Annotated in this window: 23 protein-coding genes; 7 read left to right on the top strand and 16 right to left on the bottom strand. The window is 63.5% G+C overall.

What is annotated here, in order from left to right; translation table 11 throughout:
- Positions 1-17 precede the first annotated feature (17 nt).
- Entirely contained in the window at positions 18-1,307 is a 1,290-nt protein-coding gene (locus ACN0YJ_RS06370; RefSeq protein ID WP_417495675.1) for an adenylosuccinate synthase, read from the bottom strand.
- Between the two features lie 131 nt (positions 1,308-1,438).
- Here ACN0YJ_RS06370 and ACN0YJ_RS06365 point away from each other — a divergent pair, with 131 nt between their 5' ends.
- The 3 genes from ACN0YJ_RS06365 to ACN0YJ_RS06355 all read left to right on the top strand — a co-directional run bounded on the left by ACN0YJ_RS06365 (position 1,439) and on the right by ACN0YJ_RS06355 (position 2,871).
- Entirely contained in the window at positions 1,439-2,005 is a 567-nt protein-coding gene (locus ACN0YJ_RS06365; protein WP_417495674.1) for a hypothetical protein, read from the top strand.
- Between the two features lie 120 nt (positions 2,006-2,125).
- Positions 2,126-2,581 carry a hypothetical protein gene (locus ACN0YJ_RS06360; protein ID WP_417495673.1) on the top strand — a complete coding sequence of 152 codons (456 nt, stop codon included), beginning with the start codon at positions 2,126-2,128 and terminating at the stop codon, positions 2,579-2,581.
- The gene (locus tag ACN0YJ_RS06355; RefSeq protein ID WP_417495672.1) at positions 2,578-2,871 is read left to right on the top strand and encodes a transcriptional regulator; all 294 of its coding nucleotides are present in this window, start codon (positions 2,578-2,580) and stop codon (positions 2,869-2,871) included. The genes ACN0YJ_RS06360 and ACN0YJ_RS06355 overlap by 4 nt, the downstream gene beginning before the upstream one ends.
- Before the next feature lie 14 nt (positions 2,872-2,885).
- Here ACN0YJ_RS06355 and ACN0YJ_RS06350 read toward each other — a convergent pair whose 3' ends face one another.
- From ACN0YJ_RS06350 to ACN0YJ_RS06340, 3 genes are all read right to left on the bottom strand, one after another.
- A complete protein-coding gene (locus ACN0YJ_RS06350; RefSeq protein ID WP_417495671.1) occupies positions 2,886-3,716 on the bottom strand; it encodes a PIG-L deacetylase family protein in 831 nt (276 codons plus the stop codon).
- A gap of 3 nt (positions 3,717-3,719) precedes the next feature.
- Positions 3,720-4,289: an acyloxyacyl hydrolase gene (locus tag ACN0YJ_RS06345; RefSeq protein WP_417489332.1), complete on the bottom strand. Its 570-nt coding sequence runs from the start codon at positions 4,287-4,289 to the stop codon at positions 3,720-3,722.
- 62 nt (positions 4,290-4,351) lie between these two features.
- A complete protein-coding gene (locus tag ACN0YJ_RS06340) occupies positions 4,352-5,494 on the bottom strand; it encodes a phosphoserine transaminase (protein WP_417495693.1) in 1,143 nt (380 codons plus the stop codon).
- A 125-nt stretch (positions 5,495-5,619) separates the two neighbouring features.
- Here ACN0YJ_RS06340 and ACN0YJ_RS06335 point away from each other — a divergent pair, with 125 nt between their 5' ends.
- Together ACN0YJ_RS06335 and ACN0YJ_RS06330 are read left to right on the top strand one after the other, a co-directional pair.
- Positions 5,620-6,753 (top strand): aminotransferase class V-fold PLP-dependent enzyme, encoded by a 1,134-nt coding sequence (locus tag ACN0YJ_RS06335; RefSeq protein WP_417495670.1) that lies wholly within the window; start codon positions 5,620-5,622, stop codon positions 6,751-6,753.
- A 1-nt stretch (position 6,754) separates the two neighbouring features.
- On the top strand, positions 6,755-7,657 hold the full coding sequence (locus ACN0YJ_RS06330) for a DMT family transporter (RefSeq protein ID WP_339739101.1): 903 nt from the start codon (positions 6,755-6,757) through the stop codon (positions 7,655-7,657).
- 9 nt (positions 7,658-7,666) lie between these two features.
- Here ACN0YJ_RS06330 and thiD read toward each other — a convergent pair whose 3' ends face one another.
- The 4 genes from thiD to ACN0YJ_RS06310 form a co-directional block, all read right to left on the bottom strand.
- Entirely contained in the window at positions 7,667-8,488 is an 822-nt protein-coding gene (gene thiD / locus ACN0YJ_RS06325; RefSeq protein ID WP_417495669.1) for a bifunctional hydroxymethylpyrimidine kinase/phosphomethylpyrimidine kinase, read from the bottom strand.
- Positions 8,489-8,510: 22 nt separating this feature from the next.
- Entirely contained in the window at positions 8,511-9,428 is a 918-nt protein-coding gene (locus tag ACN0YJ_RS06320) for a tetratricopeptide repeat protein (RefSeq protein ID WP_417495668.1), read from the bottom strand.
- 74 nt (positions 9,429-9,502) lie between these two features.
- Entirely contained in the window at positions 9,503-10,336 is an 834-nt protein-coding gene (locus ACN0YJ_RS06315; protein WP_417495667.1) for a hypothetical protein, read from the bottom strand.
- Positions 10,337-10,512: 176 nt separating this feature from the next.
- Complete coding sequence (locus tag ACN0YJ_RS06310) at positions 10,513-11,403, bottom strand: LysR family transcriptional regulator (RefSeq protein ID WP_339739109.1); 891 nt, start codon at positions 11,401-11,403, stop codon at positions 10,513-10,515.
- Between the two features lie 106 nt (positions 11,404-11,509).
- On the opposite strand from ACN0YJ_RS06310, the gene ACN0YJ_RS06305 reads away from it, so the two are divergent.
- A complete protein-coding gene (locus tag ACN0YJ_RS06305; RefSeq protein ID WP_417495666.1) occupies positions 11,510-12,295 on the top strand; it encodes a DODA-type extradiol aromatic ring-opening family dioxygenase in 786 nt (261 codons plus the stop codon).
- Here the strand turns inward: ACN0YJ_RS06305 and ACN0YJ_RS06300 are convergent.
- The 8 genes from ACN0YJ_RS06300 to ACN0YJ_RS06265 all read right to left on the bottom strand — a co-directional run bounded on the left by ACN0YJ_RS06300 (position 12,276) and on the right by ACN0YJ_RS06265 (position 21,708).
- The gene (locus ACN0YJ_RS06300; RefSeq protein ID WP_417495665.1) at positions 12,276-13,388 is read right to left on the bottom strand and encodes a glutathione S-transferase family protein; all 1,113 of its coding nucleotides are present in this window, start codon (positions 13,386-13,388) and stop codon (positions 12,276-12,278) included. The genes ACN0YJ_RS06305 and ACN0YJ_RS06300 overlap by 20 nt on opposite strands.
- 150 nt (positions 13,389-13,538) lie before the next feature.
- Positions 13,539-13,772 carry a hypothetical protein gene (locus ACN0YJ_RS06295; protein WP_417495664.1) on the bottom strand — a complete coding sequence of 78 codons (234 nt, stop codon included), beginning with the start codon at positions 13,770-13,772 and terminating at the stop codon, positions 13,539-13,541.
- A 183-nt stretch (positions 13,773-13,955) separates the two neighbouring features.
- Complete coding sequence (locus tag ACN0YJ_RS06290) at positions 13,956-16,160, bottom strand: 3-hydroxyacyl-CoA dehydrogenase NAD-binding domain-containing protein (protein ID WP_417495663.1); 2,205 nt, start codon at positions 16,158-16,160, stop codon at positions 13,956-13,958.
- Positions 16,161-16,184: 24 nt separating this feature from the next.
- Positions 16,185-17,390 (bottom strand): acetyl-CoA C-acetyltransferase, encoded by a 1,206-nt coding sequence (locus ACN0YJ_RS06285; protein ID WP_417495662.1) that lies wholly within the window; start codon positions 17,388-17,390, stop codon positions 16,185-16,187.
- A 140-nt stretch (positions 17,391-17,530) separates the two neighbouring features.
- A complete protein-coding gene (locus tag ACN0YJ_RS06280; protein WP_417477732.1) occupies positions 17,531-18,130 on the bottom strand; it encodes an FMN-binding negative transcriptional regulator in 600 nt (199 codons plus the stop codon).
- A 19-nt stretch (positions 18,131-18,149) separates the two neighbouring features.
- The gene (locus ACN0YJ_RS06275) at positions 18,150-19,313 is read right to left on the bottom strand and encodes an acyl-CoA dehydrogenase family protein (protein ID WP_417477733.1); all 1,164 of its coding nucleotides are present in this window, start codon (positions 19,311-19,313) and stop codon (positions 18,150-18,152) included.
- Between the two features lie 69 nt (positions 19,314-19,382).
- Entirely contained in the window at positions 19,383-21,173 is a 1,791-nt protein-coding gene (locus ACN0YJ_RS06270) for an acyl-CoA dehydrogenase C-terminal domain-containing protein (protein WP_417477734.1), read from the bottom strand.
- A gap of 52 nt (positions 21,174-21,225) precedes the next feature.
- Positions 21,226-21,708: a MerR family transcriptional regulator gene (locus ACN0YJ_RS06265; protein WP_091769476.1), complete on the bottom strand. Its 483-nt coding sequence runs from the start codon at positions 21,706-21,708 to the stop codon at positions 21,226-21,228.
- Positions 21,709-21,829: 121 nt separating this feature from the next.
- On the opposite strand from ACN0YJ_RS06265, the gene ACN0YJ_RS06260 reads away from it, so the two are divergent.
- The gene (locus ACN0YJ_RS06260; protein ID WP_417495661.1) at positions 21,830-23,572 is read left to right on the top strand and encodes a hypothetical protein; all 1,743 of its coding nucleotides are present in this window, start codon (positions 21,830-21,832) and stop codon (positions 23,570-23,572) included.
- Positions 23,573-23,684: the final 112 nt, after the last annotated feature.

The raw sequence follows: 23,684 nt of genomic DNA, 5'->3' as shown, positions 1-23,684 counted from the left end.
CTCCCCCGCCCGAAGCATCACGCCCGGAAAGGATCCTGCATCAGGATCACGTCCTCGCGTTCCGGACTGGTGGAGACCAGGGCGATCGGGCATTCGATCAATTCCTCGACGCGGCGGACATATTTGACCGCTTCGGCCGGGAGATCGGCCCAGGAGCGCGCGCCGGCGGTCGAGCCCTGCCAGCCTTCAAGCTCCTCATAGACCGGGGTGACCCGGGCCTGGGCTTCCTTGCCGGCGGGCAGATAATCAAGACGCTCGCCGTCGAGCTCATAGGCGACACAGACTTTCAGCGTCTTGAAACCGTCGAGCACGTCGAGCTTCGTGAGGGCGACACCGGAGACGCCGCCGACCTGCAGGGTCTGGCGCGTGATCACCGCATCGAACCAGCCACAGCGGCGCTTGCGTCCGGTGACGGTGCCGAATTCATGGCCGCGCTCGCCGAGCTTCTGACCGTCATCATCATGCAGCTCGCTGGGAAACGGACCGGCGCCGACGCGCGTCATATAAGCCTTGGCGATGCCGAGCACATAGCCGACATCCTTCGGCCCGACGCCGGTGCCGGCCGAGGCCTGGCCGGAGACGGTGTTGGAGGAGGTGACGAAAGGATAGGTGCCGTGATCGACGTCGAGGAGCGCACCTTGCGCGCCTTCGAACAGGATTTTCTGGTCAGCGCGGATCGCGTCCGCCAGCACGCGCCAGACCGGCGCGGCATAGGGGATGATTTTCGGCGCGATCTCGAGGATCTCGGCGAGCAATTGGTCGGCCGGGTATTCCGGATGGCCGAGCCCGCGTCGCAGGGCATTGTGATGGTGCAGGATATCGGCGACGCGTGCTTTCAGCGCCGTCTCGTCCATCAGATCGATGACGCGAATGGCGCGGCGGCCGACCTTGTCTTCATAGGCCGGACCGATGCCGCGGCGCGTGGTGCCGATGGCTTCGCCGTCATCGCGGTTTTCGCGGAAGGCATCGAGCTCGCGGTGGATCGGCAGGATCAGCGCCGCGGTCTCGGAAATCTTGACGACGTCGGGATTGATATCAACGCCCTGGGCGCTGATGCGTTCGGCTTCCGCGATAAAGGCCCAGGGGTCGACGACAACGCCATTGCCGATCACCGACAGCTTGCCGCGTACGACACCGGAGGGCAGCAGCGAGAGCTTGTAGACCTTCTCGCCAACGACCAGCGTGTGGCCGGCATTATGCCCGCCCTGAAAGCGCGCGACGACATCGGCGCGATGGCTGAGCCAGTCGACCAGCTTGCCCTTGCCCTCATCGCCCCATTGGGCGCCCACCACGGTTACGTTCGCCATGTCTGACTCCTGTGCTGTCGCGGGTTTTTGTCACGAAGCCGTGACCCGGACCAGATCAATTTGCATTCATCCGGTGGTCCCGACAACATCGGGCCCGGAAAATCCTCCATCGACAGTTTCATGCGGAGACCATGATGATTTCAGCACGAACACTTCTCGCCTCAGCAGCGCTGGCCTTTGCCATGGCGCCGATTGCCAGTGCGCAGCAAACCCCGCCACAAGGATGCAGCGACGTGATGCATGATGATTTCGATTTCTGGGTCGGGGAATGGAATGTCTATGCCCCGGATAGCGGCCCCTATCAGGGACAGAACTCGATCACCAAAACCCAGGGCGGCTGTCTGATCACCGAGCACTGGAGCGGCGCCAGCGGCAGCAGCGGCGAGAGCATGAATTTCCACGACCCGTTGATGGGCGCCTGGCGTCAGGTCTGGGTCAGCCCCGGCAATTTCATCGATTATACGGGCGGGCTCGATGCCAGTGGCGCGATGCAGCTGACCGGCGAGATCTACTATCCGGGCAATGGCACCCGTGCGCCGTTCCGCGGAGTCTGGACGCCGCAGGCCGATGGCTCGGTGCGGCAGCACTTCGAGCAGGCGGATGCCGACGGCAATTGGGTCGACTGGTTTATTGGCATCTATGTCCGCCAGGACGGTGACCCCCGCGCCGCCGAAGCCGCCGCTGCGCGCGGCGAATAAAACCGCCACTCACCCTGAAACCGGTTGCTTTCCATTGGCGCAAGTCGTGACTTGACGAAATGGAAAGTCATGATCTATAACTTTCCACATTGGAAAGTCGCAACGGATTGTGAGCCCCGGATGACCGAAGAAATTTCCCCGGACGACGCGGCGCGGGCCATCGATGCCGCAAAGCAGGCCAGCGCCACATCGGCTGGAAAGGTCGTCGCACCGATCTGGTTTGATCTCGCCCTGTCCAGCATCATCGCCGGCATGGTGCTCGTGCTCGCCTTGCCGATTCCCTTCCTCAATCTGGCGCAACTCTTTTTGTTCGGCGCGCTGGGCTTGACCGTATGGCTATACCGCAGGCGCTATGGTGTCTGGGTCTCCGGCTGGCGCGCCGGCAAGACCCGTCTGATCGCGCTCTCCCTGTTCGTTCTCTATCTCGGCATTTTGGGGGTGAGCCTTTACAGCTTTCATGTCCTGCACCTGTTCTGGCCAATGCTGGTCGGCGCTGGCGTCATGTTCATCCTCGCCATGATCGGCAGCCGCATCTGGATGGCGACCTATCGTGCCGAAACGGGCACCGGGTCGTGACGCCAGCGTTCAACCCCGTCATCCACGCACCGCACCGGCTGCAGATCTGCGCCATGCTGGCGCCGCTCGGCGAGATCGAATTCTCGGTCGTGCGCGAGGGGCTGGGCGTGTCGGATTCGGTGCTGTCGAAACAGGCGCGTGTGCTCGAAGAGGCCGGTTATCTGACGATCAGCAAGGCGACGGTCGAGACGCGGCAACGCACCTGGCTGGCCTTCACACCGGCCGGCCGCGACGCGTTCAAGGCGCACATGGCCGAGCTTCAACGTCTCGCGAACCTGGCCGGAGTCTAGGACCGGACGCGCTGCTAGAATTCGACGAGGTAGTAATGTTCCTTGTCGTACAGGCCGTAGATGACCTGCGTCGGGAAGCCGTAGCGATGCTGCAGGTAATCGCGTTGTGAGGCGTGGATCTGCCAACCGCGAACCTTCGCCCAGGCCTCGCCCGGCATTTGCAGATTGGGCGCGGGCTGGTTGTCGACGATCAACTGCCCGGTTTCGCCGCCGAACTGCTCCATCATGCGCGGCGGGGCCAGTATATAGGCGATCGCGCGCGGGGCGTTGTCCGGATCAAGCTCGCGCAAACGCCGTACCGCCTCGGTCGCGCCGCGCCCGGCGGTGCGGTGATCGGGATGCCAGGACAGGCCGCTTTCCGGCCAGAAGGTCACCACGAGATCGACCTGCCAGGCCTGCATGCGTTCCATCAGACGTTCGACATAGAGCTCGAAATCCGCATCCGGCAGTCCGCCATCGGGATAATCCCAGACTTCCTGTTCCTCGAGCCCCAGCGCCCAGCCATTCTTGAGCACTTCCGCATGGCGGATGATGCCCAATTCTTCCATCCGGCTGACCTGCGGCAAGGGCGTTCCCGCCTCACCGCGCGTCGCGGTAATCATGCGCGTCACTGCTCCGTCACGCGTGTTCGCCCGGATCAGCAGGCCGGTGACCGACTGCTCATCATCGGGATGGGCAAACACTGCGAGCACGGATTGCGCGCCCACTTCGCCCGCAATCGAAGGAACCGTTCGCGTGCCGGGCACTTCGAACAGGGAGTCGAGCCAGAGCCAGGCCCCTGCGAGCAGCAGCGCCAGCACGCCGGCGATGACGATCAGAAATCGCAAGACCAGCGAGCGCGGCACGGCTTAGCGCCCGAAGCGATAGCTCAGGCGGACACCGGCATTGTCGAGCGCCTGGTTGCGCCCGGATGCGAGGATCTGGCCGTGGGAAATGTGCTCGTAATAGGCCCCGACCGCCCAACGCTCATTGATGTCATAATCGAGACCGAGCGTGGTGTGGAACAGGATATGGCTGCCCATCAAGGCCCGCGTCGTGGCCAGACGGATCCGGTTGGGATCGCTGGCCGGCGCATTCTGATCAATATCGACGACGCCGTCATTATAGGACAGGCCTTCCTTGATCTCGAAATTCAGGCGTTCCGTCAGCGGGATATTCCAGGCCAGGCCGGCCGAGCCGAAATTGGTCAGGCCATTGGTATTGAACGAGCCATAGACGTAAGGCCGCGGCGACCAGATGGCGGAGAGAAAGTCCGGCGAACCGAACAGGATTTCCGCGGTCAGATTGGGCCCGTCCTCGACATGGTCTGCCAGGTCATGCGCCGTCACGCCGAAGCGGAACTCCATCCCGCGGTCTTCCGCCTGCGCCGTTCCGGCCAGCAAGGCGGCGGCAGAAGCCGCCATCATCAAACGTGTCATGATCACCCCTTTGAGCTATGGCCTGATGCCAAATCCCTGTCGTGCAACGGATAGCGCGCCCGTTACGCCGCGTCCAGCGCCTCGCGCCAGGCCCAGTCGAGCCAGGGACCGAGTGCGGCCAAATCATCACGTTCGATCGTCGGCCCGCACCAGATGCGGATACCGGGCACGGACTGGCGGTGCATCGAGATATCGAGCGCCGCATTTTCACGCTCGAGCAGGGAGCAAATGCGCTTGGTCAGCGCCCATTGCGCCTCGGCATCCATGACTGCAATGCGCGGGTCGGTATATTTCAGCGTCACCGAAACCGGCGAGCGCGCTGCTTCGTCCTCGCACAGATATCCCAGCCAGTCCGACTGTCTTACCCAGGCATCGAGCGCGGCGAAATTCGCCTCGCAGCGGCGCACCAGCTCGGGCAATCCGCCAATGCGTGATGCCCATTTCAGGGACGAGACATAATCCTCGACACACATCAGCGACGGCGTGTTGAGGGTCGAGCCCTCATAGATCGCCATATTCGCCTTGCCGCCGGCATGCAGCTGCAACAGGCCGGGAATCGGCCAGGCGGGCTTGTAGCTGTTGAGCCGTTCGATCGCGCGCGGGCTCATCACCAGCATGCCGTGCTGGGCCTCGCCGCCGAGGCATTTCTGCCAGGAGAAGGTGAGGACATCGATCTTCGACCAGTCGATATCGACCGCAAAGGCAGCCGAGGTGGCGTCACACAGGGTGAGGCCCTCGCGTTTCGCATCGATCCAGTCGAGATCGGGCACCCAGACACCGGCCGCCGTGCCGTTCAGGGTGAAGACCGTGTCCCGCTGGCCATCATGCTGCGCCAGATCTGGCAATTGCCCGGCCGGGGTCTCGAAAATGCGCAGATCATCCAGCGGCAACTCGTCGCGGGCATCGAGGATCCAGCGCTTGCCGAACACGTCCCAGCCGAACACATCGACGCCGCGCTGACCGAGCAATGACCACATCGCCGCTTCCATCGCCCCGGTATCGGAGCCCGGCAGGATCCCGACATGATAGCCTTCGGGCAATTCCAGCAGCGCATGAGTGCGGTAGATCGCTTCCTTGATCCGCGCCACCGCCTGGCCCGCGCGGTGGGTGCGCGACAGCGGCGCCTCGCTGAGCCCTTCCCAGGTCCAGCCCGGATGTTTCTTGACCGGTCCACAGGAAAACCGCGGATCGGCCGGGCGGATCATGGGTTTCGAATTGGGGCTGTCGACAGTTGCACTCTTGGGATCGGCCACGTGTATCTCCGGATCGGCGGCGTGAGGGAGTCGGCGACACGTTGACGCCCCGCGCGCAGCGGGGCAAGAGGCTTTGCATGATCGCATCACAACGCGCCCTGTTCGACCTGCCGCGCGAGGTCGCCTATTTCAACGCCGCCTATATGGGGCCAATGCCGATCGCCGCCTCGGGTGCCGGGGCGATCAGCTATGCCCGCAAGACGCAGCCCTGGACACTCGACATCCAGGCCGACTTCTTTGCCGCGCCGGAGGCCTTTCGCAGCCGCGCGGCGGCCCTGTTCGGGGCGAGCCGCAATGATGTCGCCATCGTGCCGGCGGCCTCCTACGGTCTGGCGACGGCGGCGCGCAATCTGGCACCCGACGCCCAATCGGAAATCCTCGTCCTGGACGCGCAATTCCCGTCGAATATCTATGTCTGGCACGGCCTGGCAAAGCAGTATGGCGCCCGCATCCGCACCGTCTCGCGCCATGAGGATCAGAGCTGGACTGATGCCATGCTTGGCGCGATCAGCACCGCAACCTCGATCGTCGCCTGCCCGCATGTGCACTGGGCCGATGGCGGCCAGCTCGACCTCGCGGCGATCAGCGATGCCGCGCGGCGCCAGGGCGCAGCGCTCGTTCTCGACCTGACCCAGTCGCTCGGCGTCCTGCCCTTCGACATGGCGGCGATCCAGCCCGATTTCGCGGTTGCCGCCTGCTATAAGTGGATGCTGGGGCCGTATTCGATCGGCGCCCTCTATGTCGCGCCGCAACACCAGCAGGGCGAGCCGCTGGAAGAGAACTGGATCGTGCGCGACCGGGCCGAGGATTTCGCCCGCCTGGTCGATTATGCCGATGAATACGCACCGGGCGCGCGCCGTTTCGACATGGGCGAGCGCTCGGCCTTCCAGCTGGTACCGGCGGCGAATGTCTGCTTGCAGCACATGCTCGACTGGGGCGTCGCTGAGATATCGGAAACCCTCGGGGCCAGAACGGCAGAGATCGCCGAAGCCCTGGCCCCGCTCGGCCTGCGCGATGTGACACCGCAGCGCGCGCCGCATTATCTCTGCCTCGCCCTGCCCGACGGCGCGCCGGCCGACCTGGTCAAGCGTCTCGCAGCGCGGCAGGTCTATGTCTCGCAACGCGGCGACCGGCTGCGCGTCACCCCGCATCTGTATAATGACGAGACTGATCTGGCCCGGCTGCGCGCCGCGCTGCAGGCCGAGCTCTGATTTGACCCGGCCCGTCCACCACCCGTCCCTGCGCGACTGGGCCATGCTGCTTGTGCTGACCCTGCTCTGGGGCTCGGCCTATGCCTTCATCAAGCACGCAGTGATCAGTTTCCCCCCCTCTGCGCTGATCCTGGTGCGCATTGGCGGCGCGGCGATTCTCCTGACCGGCTGGACCTATGCCCGCGGCCACCGCCTGCCGCCGCTCAATGACAAGCGCTGGCTCTGGTTTGGCGCGCTGGGCCTGTTCGGCAATACCGCGCCCTTCTTCCTGATCAGCTGGGGCCAACAGACCATCGACAGTTCGCTGACCGGAATCCTGATCGCCACCATGCCGCTCACCACCATCGCGCTGGCGCATGTTTTCGTGCCCGGCGAACGGATGAATGGCCGCCGTCTGGCCGGCTTTCTGATCGGTTTCGGCGGCGTCGTTATCCTGCTCGGACCGGTCGCGCTGCAAGGGCTGGGCGGGTCGGGTCTGCTGGCCCAGATCGGGATTTTGTGCGCGGCGATCTGTTACGGGATCAATGCCGTGCTGGCCCGTCTCCTGCCCGACACACCGCCCTCGCTCTCGGGGGCGGGCATGCTGATCATGGGCGCACTGCTGTCACTGCCCTTCGGGGTCTGGGACCTGGCCCACATGCCGGCGGCGCCGGCATCAGCCTGGATGAGCGTCTTGTGGCTGGCGATCGGACCAACCGCGCTGGCCTCGGTCCTGCTGATGCAGATCGCGCGCACCGCCGGGCCGAGCTTTCTGGCGACGGTCAACTACATGACCCCGATCGCGGCCGTTGCGACCGGCGTTCTGATCGGTGAGACCCTGGGCTGGACGGCCCTTCTGGCGCTGGCAATCATCCTCGCCGGGGTCTGGATTGCGCGCAAGAAGCCCCTGCCACCGCCGGTCTGATCACGCGAACTATTCCCGGATCATCCACATATGGTCGACCGGGCCGTGACCGCTGCCATAGCCCGGCGCGCGGGAAATCGCTTCATAGAGATAATCCCCGGCATGCTTGACGGAATCCGACAGGGAATAGCCGCGCGCCAGCAGTCCGGCGATGGCCGAGGCCAGGGTACAGCCCGTGCCATGGGTATGGCGGGTCTCGATCCGGGGGCGCTCGATGATCTCCATGCCGCGCGCCGAAACCAGCACATCACGGGCGACGCTGCCACTGCCATGACCACCTTTGACCAATGCGGCACGGGCGCCCATTTCGATCAACGCCTCGGCAGCACCGATCTGCCCGTCAATATCCTCGATTTTGCCGCCGGCCAGCCGTTCGGCTTCCGGGATATTCGGCGTGACAAGCGTTGCCAGTGGCAAAAGCCGGTCGCGGATAGCCGCTTCGGCACCCTCATCCAGCAAGACATCGCCGGAGGTCGCGACCATAACCGGGTCGAGCACGAAGGGGCGGCCCGGGGCGCGCTGCTCGATCATATCGGCGACGGCCAGCACAATCGCCTCATTGACCAGCATGCCGGTCTTGATGGCATCCGTGCCGATATCGTCGAGCACAGCGGTTATCTGGGCGATGACGATGTCGAGAGGGACCGGGTGCACAGCCGTTACGCCAAGCGTATTCTGGGCCGTGATTGCCGTGATCGCGGTGGTGGCGTAACCGCCCATGGCCGCGATCGCCTTGATATCGGCCTGGATACCGGCACCGCCGCCGCTATCGGATCCGGCAATCACGAGCACGCGGCCCGCATGTTCGATTTCCGTCATCATCTCTGCCATGACCATCCCCTGACCTGAAGCATTATTCCGGCTGTAGCAACTGGGCCTGCCCGCGCGCGCGCAGAGCTTCGGAATCGCTGGTCGCATGGCTGGCGGCGCGCAAATACAGCGCCCGGGCTGCGGCGCGATCACCCTGTTGCAGCCGGAGATCCGCGAGGGCCAGAGCCACGGTGACGTTTTCCGGCTCGAAGGCCAGCATTTGTTCGTAGATGCGGCTGGCCGCGGCCGTTTCACCGGCGCGGGCCAGACAGCCCGCATGCTGCATCAGCCGCGCATCATCCCAGGGGTTCGCCTCGACCGCTGCTGCCGCATCGGCGCAGGCCGTGAGCTCGGCAGGCAAGGCAGCCGCTGCCATGCTGGCGGCCTGGGCCGGCATGGAACTCGCGCGCGACGGCTCAGCTGGAGCGGGCGACCGGGACGGGGTCTGTGGCTGTGGCGTGTGCGGCTCGGCGCGCGCGGGCGGCGGTATGGAGGCCGGCGAGGCTGGGTCATGCCCCGTGGTCGGCGTCGGCTGCCAGCCGGGCGCGGCAGCCGGATAGGCCGGAGCCGCCGGAGCCATCTCGGTCGCCGCAGCGCCTGCAGCCAATTGCACCCGGACCAGAACCCCGCCCAGGCGTAATTCCGCCTCGCTCGCGCTCCAGGCCTGCGCGCCCCGGACCTGGATCCGCACACCGCGTTCGGTGGGCTCGACTTCAATGGCGGTCACCAGTTCGCGGCGGCGCGGTATGATATGGCGGGGGCTGGCCTCGATGCCCTCAATGACAAGATCAAGGCCGGACGCCGTGCGCTCCCGGCGCAAAACGGTCGGCTGGCCGTCAAAGGCAATCCAGATCAGGCCCTCCTGACCGGACAGCCGGGCGCGAAGATCGCGCAGTTCGGCATGGGCGGGGGAGGCCATCGACAGGGCAAGACAGAGATAGATCAGGGCGCGCATCTGCATGCCCTCCACCGCTTCGCGTTAAGGCCGCGTTAAGTGCGGCGGGGCGGATGGCAAATCCTGGCCCGTGCGCAGCCTCAGCCAATACTCTGATCAACACCGCCATCACAGGTATCATGACCCAGCGCGCCAATCAGTCGGCCATCGGCTTCGCGCACGGATTCAAAGACATAGCAGCTCATCATCGCATCCGGCATGGCGGAGCGGACAAAGATCGGATCGCCCTCGCCGAGCACGGCATCGGCAGCATTGATCGCGCGCAGCGAATTGACGCGCTGACCATCCTCGCGCGTGGCGCATTCCCAGCTGCCGCCGTCGCGGTCAACCAGCCGGATTCCGGTCGCGCCGCCAGACAGCGTATAGGCGAGGGAAACATGGTCGGCCTCGCCGGACATCTCCGCGAGGCAGGCATCAATCGCCGGCAGGTATTCGGCGAGATAATTCGACCAGCGGTCGACCGGGGCGACTTCTGCGGCGCAACCATGGATCTCGTCCTGCCCGATGCGGACGGTGGCAAAATATGGCTGGGTGAGGTCAACCCGCTCCTGGCATGGCCCCGCCTGCAATTCGACCAGAACGGCTGTGCCGGCGCCGGTCACGCCCTCATAACGGCGCACACCGCCATCGAGATACGGCATGGCAATCAGCAATTCCGCGCGTGCATCGCCGCTCGCCAGTCCGTCGAGCGCGAGATCGACGCGCGCTTCACCGCCAACGGATTCGAAGACCATCCGGCCCTGCCAGTCGGCACCGGCGAGGCGGTAACCGAAGCGCGTATCGGCGCTGCGGCTGGCCCGAGAGGGCGCGTAATCGAAAGCGCTGTTGGCGACACCACCGCCGATGCCGGCATTCGTGGTCGCACAAGCGGTCAGACCGGCGCAAACCAGCCCCACGAACCATAAATATTTCATCTGATTTCCCCCGAAATCCATCCTTGCCTCGCCAGGCCGTATATCATGAAGCGCGACCAGGCAGAATCCGCAATTTCCCCGCATTTCAGCTGCCTTGAGCCTTGGAGTAATACACAGCTTCCCCACAGGCTTGTCTTCAAATGTCCCACACAGTTTCCACAGACTTGTCCACAGCGTCAAATACTGCTGGTGAAGTGCTCGGCGAGGTGATCCACAAACAGGCGTACCCGGTGGGTGAGATAGCGGCTTGACGGGAAAACGGCCCAGAGATTGCGATGGTCCGGCTCCCAGTCCGGCAGCAGCGACACGACGCGGCCATCCTCGAGTGCGGCCCGGGCGGCATAGCGCGGCGAGCAGGCGATGCCGACACCGGCGGCGGCGGCCTCGATTGCGGCGCTGGCCCCATTCAGGGTCAGACGGCCGGACACGCGCACATCGATCTCCTCGCTGCCGCGGGTGAATTTGAGCTGTTGCGGCGCCGGCTTGTTGCGGTCGATGATGATGTCGTGCGTGGCCAGTTCCGACGGATGGCGCGGCGTGCCCCGTGCGGCCAGATAGGCCGGCGAGGCGACGATGCTCATACAGGCCGGTGCCAGGCGGCGGGCGATCAGGGCGCTGTCATCGAGATTGCCGATCCGCACCCCGACATCAAAACCCTCCTCGACCAGATCGACCATGCGGTCCACCAGCGAAAGCCGCACCTCGACGCCCGGCCAGGCCGCCATGAACCCGGCAATGGGCCTCATCAGCTGGCGCGAGCCGAAATCGACCGAGGCCGTGACCCGCAATAGGCCGGCCGGAGCGGAACGGGCATCGGCGACGCCCTCTTCCAGCGCATCATATTCGCCCAGCCAGGGCCGCACCCGGTCGAGCAGCGCCCCGCCGGCTTCGGTGAGACGGACCGAGCGCGTCGTGCGCTCGAACAGGCGGGCCTGCAGCCGGGTCTCCAGGGCGGTGATCTGTTTCGATGCCGCGCCGGGCGTGATGCCCTCGCGTTCGGCGGCCTGGGTGAAACTGCCCAGTTCGGCGACAGAGGAGAAGAGTCTCAAGGCGTCGATCCGGTCCATTATTTCCTCACGCGAAATAGTAACTCGCCAGTTGCTGTGATTAACCCGAAACGCCCGCCCTGTTAATGCTTGGTATATTCCTTCATGCAGCAAGCGGACAGGTCCGATGACCCTGCCACCACTTTTTATATCGCACGGCGCGCCCGACCTGCTGCTCAACGGGTCGGCAGCCAACCAGGCCCTCAAGCAGATTGGTCTGCCGGACCTGGCCGCAGCGGTTGTGGTCATCTCGGCCCATTGGGAGAGCGAGACCGCAGAGATCACTGCGTCGGAGCGGCCCGCGACCATCCATGACTTCCGCGGTTTCGGCCCGGCGCTGGAACGGGCCATCTACCCGGCCGCCGGAGCCCCGGAGCTGGCGGGCGAGATTCATGCCCTGTTGCAGATGGCGGGAATCGCGGCGCGCCTCAATCGCTCGCGCGGCCTCGACCATGGTGCCTGGATCCCGCTGGCGCTGATGCGCCCCGAGGCCGATATCCCCGTGATCCAGATCAGCCTGCCACGCAGCGATGCCGCCGCCATCGCCCTGGGCCGCGCCCTTGCTCCTCTGAGCGGACGTGGTGTTCAGCTTGTCGGCTCCGGCTCGCTGACCCATGCCCTGGCCGATGCCTTTGGGCCGGTCGAAACCGCCCCGTCAGCGCCATTCGCGGCCGCCTTCCATGATTGGGTCCGGCCCTTGATTGCGCGCGGCGACCTCGCGGCGCTGAGCCAGTGGCGCGACGCTCCGCATGCGGCGCGCAATCATCCCACCCCCGAGCATTTCCGGCCGCTTCTCACCGCCATTGCTGCAGGACAGGGTCAGCCAGGACACTTGCTGCACCATTCCTGGAGTCGCGGCGTTCTGGCGATGGATGTCTGGCGCTTCGGCGAAATCACCCCCGGACCAGCGTGAAATTTTCCCGCTTCAGCCGGATCGGCAGCGAAAAATCGATTAGCTTTGCTGCGCCAATGCTGCGCAGCATTTTCTCGGCGTCCTGACGCGCACCTCCCTGCAATGAAGCGAGATGGTCGGTGACGCGTTGCAGCATCCAGAGCGGATAGGGGAAGATGGCGCGATCGGTCTCGACGGACGTATCACGATGCCCGATCATGGCTTTGTGAAAGCCCAATATACGTGGCAGTTCAGTAAGATCCGGGTTGGCGTCGGCCCATTCCGCCAGCGCCACGGCGGTGTCGAAGAGGACCGGCAATTGCTGCGCCGCGAACATTTCCAGCATCGGTATCAGGGTTGGCGGAATATCGTCATTCCCGAGAAATCCACCCGTCAGGCCGTGTTGCGGTGCATGGGTGCGACGAGCCCAGCCGGCGACGCGCGGCGCCAGTCTTTCCATGATTTCACCGGAGGCCGGATCGCGCAGCAAATGCGCGTAGAGCGGTCCGAGAAAACCGTAATCGCCGATCGAGGGCCGCGAGCCGAACAGGAAGTCATGGCGCTCCAGATGCGCATCAAACGCGGCAAGAAAGGCCTCGAATGAAGCTTCCACGGCGGCGACACTCTCCGGAGCGATGCCCAGAACCGGGAGTGCGCCGGAGAAGAAATCGACCGATTTCTGCACCGCCGCAAAGCGCTCGTCCGGCGGCAGGTCGGGATAGGAAGTGGCGCCAAATTCGGCCTGGGCGAAATCGCGATTATAGGCCCAGCGATAATGCATCGCCGGAATGACCAGCCACTCATCGCCGAACAATTCCAGGATCAGCGCCGCCAGCTTCTGCACCGGCCCGTCCGGATAGACCGAAGGTCCCGGCTCGTGCGCCTCGACATAGTCGATGATCTCGGTGGTGTCCTGCACGACGATACCACGCGCACTACCATCGTCATGCAGCAGGACCGGGACAACGGGCCAGCCAATCCGCGGCAGGATAACCGTCTTATAGGTCTCAACCGTCGAAAGCTGTTCGCGGAACGCCACATTCTTCCAGCGCAGATAGCCGCGCACCTTGCCGGTATAGAGCGAGACTGCGGTGCCGATCAGCGTGTAAGTCATGGCGAGACTCCCTCATGTTTTCAGGAGTCTGGACGCATGCCGCACACAGAGCAAGCGGTAAGCTGTCAACGGGAATACCGCTCGATTCCAGATCGGGAAGACAGGCACAGTCACGGCCCCGGCCGGGGCTTGAACAAGGGCGTACGCCTGCTAGCGCACGACCCGGTCCTTTTGGGCAATAATCTGGGCATCAGTGAGCGAATGCGCTACCCGCGCCACGGTTTCGGTCCGGGCTGAACCGTAACGGGGCGCATGATTGGTTTCCTGGATCGCCGTCCAGGCCTGCCAGCCCATGCCACCGGTCAAGGCAATCGCCAAGACCCAGGAGGCAAGGGCAACAAGCCTCGCGGACGACTGCCACGTCATTCGTTCAAAACGGGGCATGCGCATTTCCATGTCACGACTCACTTAGATGAGACGCCTTATCATCGCCACTTCGCGACGCCACGCATGTCATATTTGATTAATGAAAGGTTTACAGTGAGTTGAAGCGAGTTGCGCACGGGCGCAGAAAAGCCGGCCCGGATTACCGGACCGGCCTTCCCTCACTCAGTCTGCCACTGCCAATCAGGCGGCGGCGGCTTCCTTGCCGAAGCGGCCGTAGAAAGTCTCGCCCTTTTTGGCCATTTCGCGCAGCAGGGCCGGCACGGCGAATTGCTCGCCATAGGCCTTTGCCAGCTCATCGGCACGCTTGACGAAGGCGGCTGCCCCGACCGTGTCGATGAAGCTCAGCGCCCCGCCGGTATAGGGTGCGAAACCCCAGCCGAGGATGGAGCCGACATCGGCTTCGCGTGGATCCTGGACAATACCCTCTTCCATACAGCGCGCCGCTTCGAGCGCCTGGGTGTAGAGGATGCGGTCCTTGATCTCGTCGGCCGATGGCTGGTCTTCCGCGTATTTACCGCCCGGAGCAAACTGCTCCAGCTCGGGCCATAACCGCTTGGGCTGGCCTTTTTCGGCCGGGTAGTCGTAGAAGCCCTTGCCATTCTTGCGGCCGAAACGCTCATATTCCTCAACCATCTTGAACAGGATGGGTTCGGTCGGCGAGGGCTTGTAGGCGGTGCCGAGATCGGCCTTGGTCTGCTTGATCAGCTTCACGCCGAGATCCAGCGCAACCTCGTCCTGCAGGGAAAGCGGACCAACCGGCATGCCGGCCATTTTGGTCGCATTCTCGATCAGGGCCGGCTTGATGCCCTCGGCGAGCATATTCATGCCCTCGCCGATGAAACGCATCACGCAACGATTGGCGTAGAAGCCACGCGTATCGGCAACGACGATCGGGGTCTTCTTGATCCGGGTGACGAAATCGATCGCGCGCGAGAGGGCATAATCGCCCGTCTTCTCGCCCATGATGATCTCGACCAGGTTCATCTTCTCGACCGGCGAGAAGAAGTGGATGCCGATATACTGGTCAGGACGCTTGGAGGCGGTGGCCAGCGAGGTGATCGGGATCGAGGAAGTGTTGGAGCCAAACACGGCGCCTTCGGGAATGACATCCTCGGCCATTTTGGTGATCTTGTGCTTGAGTTCGGAATTCTCGAACACCGCCTCGACGACCAGATCGACATCCTTCAACAGGGCGTAATCGGTAGTCGGGGTGATCATGCCGGCCAGCTTGTCGGCCTTTTCCTGGGAAACCTTGCCGCGCTTCACGCCGCCGGCAAAATAATCCATCGCATGCTGCTTGCCCTTTTCAGCGCCTTCTTGCGTAGCGTCGATCAGGACAATCTCGATCCCGGCCTGGACCGAAACCGTGGCAATGCCTGCGCCCATGAAGCCGGCACCGATGACGCCGACCTTCTTGATCTCGCCCTTGGTCTGGCTGGCCGGACGGCGGCCACCCTTGTCGAGCGCCTGTTTGGACAGGAAGATCGAGCGGATCATATTGCGGCTTTCAGGCCGCAGCATCAGCCTGGTGAAATAGCGGCTCTCGATCTGGATCGCCTCATCCATGGAGACCTGGGCGCCTTCATAAACGCAGGACAGGATGTAGCGCTGGGCCGGGTAATTGCCATAGGTGGTCTTGCGCAGCATGGGGCTGGCAGCGCCGAACATTTGCGCACCGGCCGGATGGTAAGGGCCACCACCGGGGAAGCGGAACTTGTCAGCATCCCAGGGCTGTTTCGACGCGAGCTTGTTTTCCTTGACCAATTCCTTGGCCTTGGCGACCAGCTCGGCCATGGGCACGACGGCGTGGACAATGCCCTGGGCCAGCGCCGTATTGGCGTCGATCTGCTTGCCTTGCAGCAGGATTGGCGCAGCATTCATCAGGCCGACCAGACGCGGCAGGCGCTGGGTGCCACCGCCGCCGGGCAGAACGCCGATCATGGCTTCGGGCAGGCCCAGCTTGGCCTTGGAATTATCCGACGGCATGACGCGGTAATGACAAGCGAGTGCGATCTCGAAACCACCGCCAAGGGCGAGGCCATTGATCGCAGCCGCAACCGGCTTGCCGCAGGTTTCCAGCGCCCGGAACGTCTTGTTGAGACGGAAGCATTGCTCGAACAGCTTGGCCTTCATCTCGTCTTGGGGAAGCTTGGCATATTCGGCGGCAGACCCGCCCAGTTCGGACAGGTCGGCACCGGCGCAGAACGCATCCTTGCCGGAGGTGATGACCGCGCCCTTGACGCTGTCGTCTGAGGCAATCTTGGCCGTCAGCGTGTCAAAATCCGTCATCACGTCGGCGGAAATGACATTCATCGACTTGCCGGGGCTGTCGAAGGTGATGAGAGCAATACCGTCGGCGTCGATCTCGAATGTGAAGTTTTTCATCGTGTTGTCTCCTGATCGATCCGATTAAACGCGTTCAATAATGGTCGCAGTACCCATGCCGCCGCCGACGCAGAGCGTCGCAAGGCCGGTTTCCTTGTCGGTCCGCTCCATCTCGTCGAGCAAGGTCCCGAGGATCATCGCACCGGTGGCACCGAGCGGGTGACCCATGGCGATCGAGCCGCCATTGACGTTCATGATGTCGTGCGGGATTTCATAGGCCTGCATCAGCCGCAGCACGACGGCGGCAAACGCCTCATTGAGCTCCCACAGATCGATGTCCTTGGATGACATGCCGGCCTTTTTCAGAGCCTTGGCGGTGACAGCGACCGGGCCGGTCAACATGATGGTCGGCTCGGAACCAATCGAGGCCATTGAGCGGATGCGGGCGCGTGGCTTGAGGCCGGCCTTGATGCCCGCTTCCTTGGAACCGATCAGCACGGCCGAGGAACCATCGACGATGCCGGAGGAATTGCCGCCGGTATGGACCCAGTTGAGATATTCGATCTCGGGATAGCGCTGCAGCGCCACGGCTTCAAAACCGACGAAATCGGACATGTCCTTGAAGGCCGATTTCAGGCTGCCGAGCGCCTGCATATCGGTGCCGGGACGCATGTGCTCGTCATGGTCGAGAATAGTCAGGCCGAGCTGGTCCTTGACTGGCACGATGGACTTCTTGAACCGGCCTTCGGCCCAGGCCTGGGCCGAGCGACGCTGGCTTTCCATCGCATAGGCATCGACATCATCACGGCTGAAACCATGCTTGGTCGCGATCAGATCAGCGGAAATGCCCTGCGGCACGATATAGTGGTCGAAGCTCATTTCCGGATCGACGCCCATGGCACCGCCATCACTGCCCATCGGCACGCGGCTCATGGATTCAACGCCGGAACCGATCGCGAAATCGGCTTCACCGCACATCACCTTGGCGGCAGCGAGATTGACCGCTTCCAGTCCCGAGGCACAGAAGCGATTGACCTGGAAGCCGGCCGTGCTTTCGGCATAGCCGGCATTGATCACCGCCGAGCGCGCAATATCAGCACCCTGTTCGCCAACCGGTGAGACACAGCCCATGATGACATCATCCACCAGCGCGGTGTCGAGCCCGTTGCGGTCGCGGATCGCCTGCAGCTGCTGGGTCGCCAGCTGAAGCGAGGTGATCGCATTGAGCGCGCCATTCTTCTTCTTGCCGCGCGGCGTGCGAACGGCGTCATAGATGTAAGCTTCGGTCATGTAACGTCCTTTCCCGTGTTCGGGTTGAATGCTCTATCGACTAAGTTGTTTCGACTTCTGAAGGTCGCTTTTGCCCCCGGCTGACCGGGGGAATGGGCCGGACAGTGTCCGGACCGATGGGGTAAATCTGTTCAGGGGCATCATTCTTCCGCCCCGACTTCAGTCATATGGTGGGCCACGGCGTTTTCGCCACGCGCTTCGAGCGCCTTGGCGATCAGCATGCGCTCCTTGGCCGGCTTGTTTTGCGAGAGCTTGGCCTTGCCCTCGAGGCGGACAATCTTGAATTCGAAGGCCTGGATCGCGCTCTCGAGCCGGACGCGTTGGCCGAGCTCGATATTGGTGATGCGCCAATCAGACTCGAAATCGGCGATCTGGGCCGAGAGCGAACGTTCCGCCGCCTCGCCCTCGAGCGGGATGAAATGCCCGAAAGCATGCACGGCCATGTAGTTCCACGTCGGCACATTATTGTCGGGGTCGGAATACCAGGTCGGCGAGACATAGGCATGCGGGCCGGAGAAGATCGCCACCGCCTCTTTGCCGTCACGGATCGCCTGGGCGATCGGATTGGCCTGGGCAACATGGCCGATCAGCATCTGGCGGCCATCATCAAGCTTGAGCGGTATATGCGTCGCCGCCAGATCCGGCTCACCGGGCACCAGGACAATGGCGAAATCATAGGCTCGCATCAGCGCCGAGAGCGAGGCCTGGTCTTCAATCCTGAAATATTTCGGCGTGTACATGGTTCGCTTCCAATAAGCCCTATAACGACCTTGCGATCAGCAGTTTCATGATCTCATTGGTGCCGCCATAGATACGCTGGACGCGGCTGTCGCGCCACATTTTGGCGATGGGATATTCATTCATGAAGCCGTAGCCGCCATGCAATTGCACGCATTCGTCGACGACTTCATTCTGAACGTCCGAGACCCAGTATTTCGCCATCGAGGCGGTCGAGACATCGAGCGTTCCGGCCAGCAGGCGTTCGGAGCAATGGTGGACGAAGACTTCCGCCAGCGTCGCCTTGGTCTTGCACTCGGCGAGTTTGAACTGGGTGTTCTGGAATTTGATGATCGGGCGGCCGAAGGCCTCGCGCTCTTTCACATAGGCAATGGTCTCGATCAGGGCGCGTTTCATGACGCCGACACCCTGGACAGCGATCTGCAGGCGTTCCTGCGGCAATTGCTGCATCAGCTGGATGAAGCCCTGGCCCTCTTCCGGACCGAGCAGGGCGCTGGCCGGCACCCAGACATTGTCGAAGAAAAGCTCGGCGGTGTCCTGGGATTTCAGCCCGACCTTGTCGAGCAATTTTCCACGACGGAAGCCTTCCAGCCCGTCGGTCTCGACGAGGAAAAGCGAGGTGCCGTCATAGCCCTTTGACGCATCGGTCTTGGCGACGACGATGATCAGATTGGCGGTGCCGCCATTGGTGATGAAGGTCTTTGCGCCATTGATGCGATAGCCATTGCCGTCCTTGACGGCAGTGGTCTTGATCGCCTGCAAATCGGAACCGGCACCCGGCTCGCTCATCGCGATGGCGCCGACCAGTTCACCCGAGACCATTTGCGGCAGGATGGCGTGTTTTTGCTCTTCCGAGCCGTAATGCCAGATATAGGGGCCGATGATGGAATTGTGCAGCGAGGCACCCCAGCCGCCAGTGCCACGCATCGAGGCCTGCATGTGGAAGACGTAGTCATGGCGCCAGTCGCCGCCGGCGCCGCCATATTCCTCCGGGCATGACGGCACGAGCAGGCCGGCCTCGCCGCCCTTGTACCAGAGCTCACGATCAACAATGCCGGCCGCTTCCCAGCGATCCGCATTGGGCGCGCATTCCTTGTCGAGGAAGCCGGCAATGGCGTCGGAAAAGATATTGACGTCTTCACGGTCAAGCCAGGCCGGCTTGGGTACGTTCAACGGATCCTGCATATCACCCACTCCCCAGTGTTATGGTGCTCGTATCGTTTCTTGTCCTGGCTGCCCTGCTCAGGCGCGCCCTCAGAAATCCTCCGCCGCCAGCGCCATCATCGCATCGGCACCGGTCTTGACCTTGGCCAGATGCATCGCGCCTTCCGGCACCCAGCGCTCGATGAAATAGAGGCCGGTCTTGAGCTTGTTGGCATAGATCGGGTCACCGTCGCCGGCGGCGATTTTCGCGGCCGAAACCTTGGCCATCTTGGCCCACATATAGGTCAGGCAGGTCAGGCCGAAGAGCTGGAGATAGTCATGCGAGGCGGCGCCGGCATGGTCGAAATTCTTCAAACCATTCTCGACCAGCCAATTGGTGGCCTCCTCAAGCTTGGCCTTGCAATCGGCAACCGCGGCGATAAAGACCTGCTCGCTCTCGCCGCCACCCTCGGCGACAAAGGCGTCGAGCTCGGCGAAGAAGCTCATGATCGGGCGCATGCCATTCATCGCCAGCTTGCGACCGACCAGGTCAAGCGCCTGGATACCGTTCGTGCCTTCATAGATCAGAGTGATGCGGGCATCGCGCAGCAATTGCGAGGCGCCCCATTCCTCGGTGAAGCCCGATCCGCCATGGATCTGCAGCCCGCTGGAGACCATGTCGAAACCCTTGCCGGTCAGATAACCCTTCACCACCGGGGTGAGCAGGGCCATGTAATCGCCGGCCTTCTCGCGGACTTTCGGATCGGAGGCCTTTTCCTCGAGATCGCCCTGCAACGCGGTCCAGAGCGCGAAACACCGCGCGCCTTCAACGAAGGATTTCTGGTCCATCAACATGCGGCGCACATCCGGGTGCACGATGATCGGATCGGCCGGGCCTTCCGGGTTTTTCGGTCCGGTCAGGGAGCGGCCCTGGAGGCGGTCCTTGGCGAAGCCAAGCGATTGCTGGTAGGCGGCTTCGGCGAGGGCATAGCCCTGCAAGCCAACGCCGAGGCGGGCTTCATTCATCATGATAAACATGATTTTGAGGCCCTTGTTTTCTTCCCCGACCAGCCAGCCGGTGGCCTCGTCATAATCCATCACGCAGGTGGCATTGCCGTGAATGCCCATTTTCTCTTCCAGCCCGCCGCATTTCAGCGTGTTGCGGGTGCCCGGATTGCCATCGCTGTCGGGCAGGAATTTCGGCACCACGAAGAGGGAGATGCCCTTCACGCCGTCCGGGGCGCCTTCGATACGGGCAATGACCAGGTGGATGATATTCTCCGCCATGTCGTGCTCGCCGGACGAGATCCAGATCTTCTGGCCGGTAATCTTGTAGGAACCGTCCGCCTGGGGCACGGCCTTGGTACGCAACAGGCCCAGATCGGTGCCGCAATGCGGTTCGGTCAGGTTCATCGTCCCGCCCCACTGGCAGGAAATCATCTTCGGCAGATACAGGCGCTTCTGCTCGTCGCTGCCACCGGTGTGGAGCGCCGCGGCAGCGCCCAGGGTTAGGCCGGGATACATGCCAAAGGCCATATTGGCGGCCGAGACCATTTCGTTGAATGCCAGGTTGAGCACATGCGGCAAGCCCTGACCGCCATATTCGGGATCTGACGAAAGCGCTGTCCAGCCGCCTTCGGACATCTGCTTGAACGCGTCCTTGAAACCTGCCGGCGTTTTGACATTGCCATCCATGTCGCGAACGCAGCCCTCGACATCGCCAATATGCGACAGCGGTGCGAGCACGCCCTCACAGAATTTGCCGCCCTCTTCCAGGATCGCATCGACTGTGTCCGCATCAGCATCGGCGAAGCCGGGCAGGTCGCCATATTGAGCCAGATTGAGCACATCATGGAGAATGAAACGCTGGTCACGAACCGGGGCGCGATAAGGGGTTGTCATGGTGAATCTCCGTCGGGCGAAAGGGGGCAAGGAAAGGGTGTGAGTGTTCTGGTTATTCCGCGTTCAGGCTTGACCAGGGATCGAGACGCGCCGCGGCCAGCGCCTCAAACGCACGGGCGCGGCGGCGCACATCTTCAGACGGTTCGCGGTCTGCGAGCCGGTCACGCATCCAGTCGAGCCCCGCTTGCAGCTCGGCAATGGCATGGTCGACATCCTCGCGCTGCTGCTTGAGGACAGCCACCCGCGCCTCGAACCGTTCAATCGCAGGCTCAAGCCGCTCGCGGCCGCCGCGATAGATCGGCTCAAGGTCAAGAATTTCCTTGATCTCGTCGAGCGCGAAACCGACGCGCTTGCCGCGCAGGATGAGCTCGATCCGGGCATGGTCGATCGCTGAATAGATGCGGCTGGCGCCGCGCCGGACCGGATGGATCATGCCCTTTTGCTCATAGAAGCGCAGCGTACGGGGCGTGACATCGAACTCCTGCGCGAGTTCGCGGATGGTGAATTCGGAATCGGGAGCGACCGGATCAATCATGCCATTCTTATGCGCACACGTTGACGCGAACGTCAACGTCATTTTGATTTTCCGGACCGAGATGCAGGTCTTTTTACCGTCCCCCCTTCCCTCGAGGATCGCCGCGCGGCAATGTTAGCGCATGACCCGATCCACACACTCTTGGCTGCTGGCCCTGCTCGCCCTTGCAGCCGCCCCTGCCGCCACGCCGGCGCTCGCCCGGCAAGCCGCCGACGATCCGTTTTCCATCGTCCAGCGCAGCCCTGTCGCGCCGGAGGAGGCCGCGGCCGAAATTCCGGTCTACGCGCCGGCCGGTGCATTCCTGAACCGCGACGACTATCTCGCCGCCCGCGGCGAGACCGCCGAACAGGTCCTGCGCACGCGCTGGCGCATCGAACGCTTTGACCTCGACGGAACGGAGCAGTCCAGCGAGACGCGCGAAGTCGTCATTGGCGATGGTTATGTCACCGAGGCCACCGACCCCGGCGCAGCCGTGATTGATTTCAGCCAGGAGCGCATCCTGACCCGGGTCGCGACCCCGACCGGACCGGTAATGCGCAACCGCCCGGTGATCGGCTATGTCCACCGGCAGATGGATACCTTTACCTTCTACACGCGTGGCGGCGAACTCGACGAAGTGACCGGCCCCGATGGCAGCCGGTTCGAACGCTTCTGGATTGAAGCAGCGATGGGCGTGCGGCTCGCCGAAGTGCCGATGCAACTCACCACCACGGAAACCGGCGCGCAGGAAATCCGCCGCAATCCCGACGGCGCCGTCATTCTCGGCATCACGCCAGGCGAAGACGGCAGCCCGGCCGATGTCGAACTCTTCCGGCGCTGGCTGCGCCACACGACACCTATCCATCCGGACGCTCTCAATATCATGAGCACGCTGACCGGCATTCCCGAGCGGTTTGGCTTCATCGTCTTTAGCCCGAGCAGCCCGGATGGCCGGCGCGAAGTCTGGAGCCGGCTCAGCGCCGGCGAGAGTACGGCGCGCTTTCCCTGGCCCGAAAACCTGCCGGCCGCGCCAGCCGCCAATTATGACTGGTCTGACCCGGAACTCGCCGCCATTGCCCATGCCGGCCTCAACGCCGCGGCCCACCCGGGCGGCAGCCCCGATGAAGCCGTTTTCCTTGACGCCGCACAGGCCGCTGCCAGCGCTGGCGACAAGCCCGGCGCGCTGCTGATGCTGTACCAGGCGTCCCATCACCTGGGCGCCTGCCCGACGCGGTCGACCGACCCCTTGTGCATACGGATCTCGCAACTCGTTGCCGCCGGCCTCGGCAACGAACAGTTCGAGGCTTTGATGTCGACGCTTGCGGATCTGCAGGGCGACCGCGCGGCCGCGCTGGAGGGCCTGCGCCCCTATCTCGACCGTGGTGATCTGGCTGGAGCGGCCGCCAATCTGCTCGCCGCCGAGACCCTGGCAGCGCTGCGCACCTCTGACGCCGCCCACGCCCCGGAGCTCGATCCCTTGAGCCTGTTCGCCGCCAGCGCCCAGGCCGACCCGCATTGCGCGCTGACCTATTGGCATGCAGGCCGTTATGCGGCGAGCCAGGCCGATGTCGAATCGGCCTGGATGCTGTTCGATATTGCCGTCAGCCTGCCCGCCGCCGCAACGACACCGCCGGTTCGCGAAGCCGGCGTTATGAATGCGCAATTGCAGGCGATTGCGCCCAATTATTTCCGCCCACCCCCGGCCCCGGCCGTGGCCCGGGTTGACACGCCAGTCGAGCCCCCGGTCGAAGCGCCAGCTGAAACGCCCGATGAGGCCTCAGTCGACGCGCCAGTCGAGCCGTTGGTCGAGGCGCCGGCCCAGGCTCCTTCCACGGACCCAGCCGAGGCCGACGCGGAAACTGAACCGCCCACCGACAGAGATTAACGCCATTTACCCACAGGTTTTACGCCGCGTTAACCGAGTCGGAGCCTTGTTCAGACTCAGGATTTCGGCGTTTTGGCGTCGTTTTCCAGCATTGGGTGTGGAAACACTACAT

Origin of the sequence: Maricaulis sp. (assembly GCF_048270095.1) — a bacterium.
Lineage (GTDB): Bacteria > Pseudomonadota > Alphaproteobacteria > Caulobacterales > Maricaulaceae > Maricaulis.
The sequence above is the reverse complement of the archived record's forward strand: the minus strand, read 5'-3'. Positions and strand labels throughout refer to the sequence as shown.

Coding starts and splice junctions, on each gene's coding strand:
- ACN0YJ_RS06345 (WP_417489332.1), bottom strand. CDS start 4,289: ATGACACGTTTGATGATGGCGGCTTCTGCCGCCGCCTTGCTGGCCGGA.
- ACN0YJ_RS06310 (WP_339739109.1), bottom strand. CDS start 11,403: ATGGACCGGATCGACGCCTTGAGACTCTTCTCCTCTGTCGCCGAACTG.
- ACN0YJ_RS06340 (WP_417495693.1), bottom strand. CDS start 5,494: ATGATCCGCCCGGCCGATCCGCGGTTTTCCTGTGGACCGGTCAAGAAA.
- ACN0YJ_RS06360 (WP_417495673.1), top strand. CDS start 2,126: ATGACCGAAGAAATTTCCCCGGACGACGCGGCGCGGGCCATCGATGCC.
- ACN0YJ_RS06320 (WP_417495668.1), bottom strand. CDS start 9,428: ATGCAGATGCGCGCCCTGATCTATCTCTGTCTTGCCCTGTCGATGGCC.
- ACN0YJ_RS06265 (WP_091769476.1), bottom strand. CDS start 21,708: ATGATTGATCCGGTCGCTCCCGATTCCGAATTCACCATCCGCGAACTC.
- ACN0YJ_RS06335 (WP_417495670.1), top strand. CDS start 5,620: ATGATCGCATCACAACGCGCCCTGTTCGACCTGCCGCGCGAGGTCGCC.
- ACN0YJ_RS06275 (WP_417477733.1), bottom strand. CDS start 19,313: ATGCAGGATCCGTTGAACGTACCCAAGCCGGCCTGGCTTGACCGTGAA.
- ACN0YJ_RS06290 (WP_417495663.1), bottom strand. CDS start 16,160: ATGAAAAACTTCACATTCGAGATCGACGCCGACGGTATTGCTCTCATC.
- ACN0YJ_RS06315 (WP_417495667.1), bottom strand. CDS start 10,336: ATGAAATATTTATGGTTCGTGGGGCTGGTTTGCGCCGGTCTGACCGCT.
- ACN0YJ_RS06285 (WP_417495662.1), bottom strand. CDS start 17,390: ATGACCGAAGCTTACATCTATGACGCCGTTCGCACGCCGCGCGGCAAG.
- ACN0YJ_RS06270 (WP_417477734.1), bottom strand. CDS start 21,173: ATGACAACCCCTTATCGCGCCCCGGTTCGTGACCAGCGTTTCATTCTC.
- ACN0YJ_RS06305 (WP_417495666.1), top strand. CDS start 11,510: ATGACCCTGCCACCACTTTTTATATCGCACGGCGCGCCCGACCTGCTG.
- ACN0YJ_RS06295 (WP_417495664.1), bottom strand. CDS start 13,772: ATGCCCCGTTTTGAACGAATGACGTGGCAGTCGTCCGCGAGGCTTGTT.
- ACN0YJ_RS06370 (WP_417495675.1), bottom strand. CDS start 1,307: ATGGCGAACGTAACCGTGGTGGGCGCCCAATGGGGCGATGAGGGCAAG.
- thiD (WP_417495669.1), bottom strand. CDS start 8,488: ATGGCAGAGATGATGACGGAAATCGAACATGCGGGCCGCGTGCTCGTG.
- ACN0YJ_RS06260 (WP_417495661.1), top strand. CDS start 21,830: ATGACCCGATCCACACACTCTTGGCTGCTGGCCCTGCTCGCCCTTGCA.
- ACN0YJ_RS06300 (WP_417495665.1), bottom strand. CDS start 13,388: ATGACTTACACGCTGATCGGCACCGCAGTCTCGCTCTATACCGGCAAG.
- ACN0YJ_RS06365 (WP_417495674.1), top strand. CDS start 1,439: ATGATGATTTCAGCACGAACACTTCTCGCCTCAGCAGCGCTGGCCTTT.
- ACN0YJ_RS06280 (WP_417477732.1), bottom strand. CDS start 18,130: ATGTACACGCCGAAATATTTCAGGATTGAAGACCAGGCCTCGCTCTCG.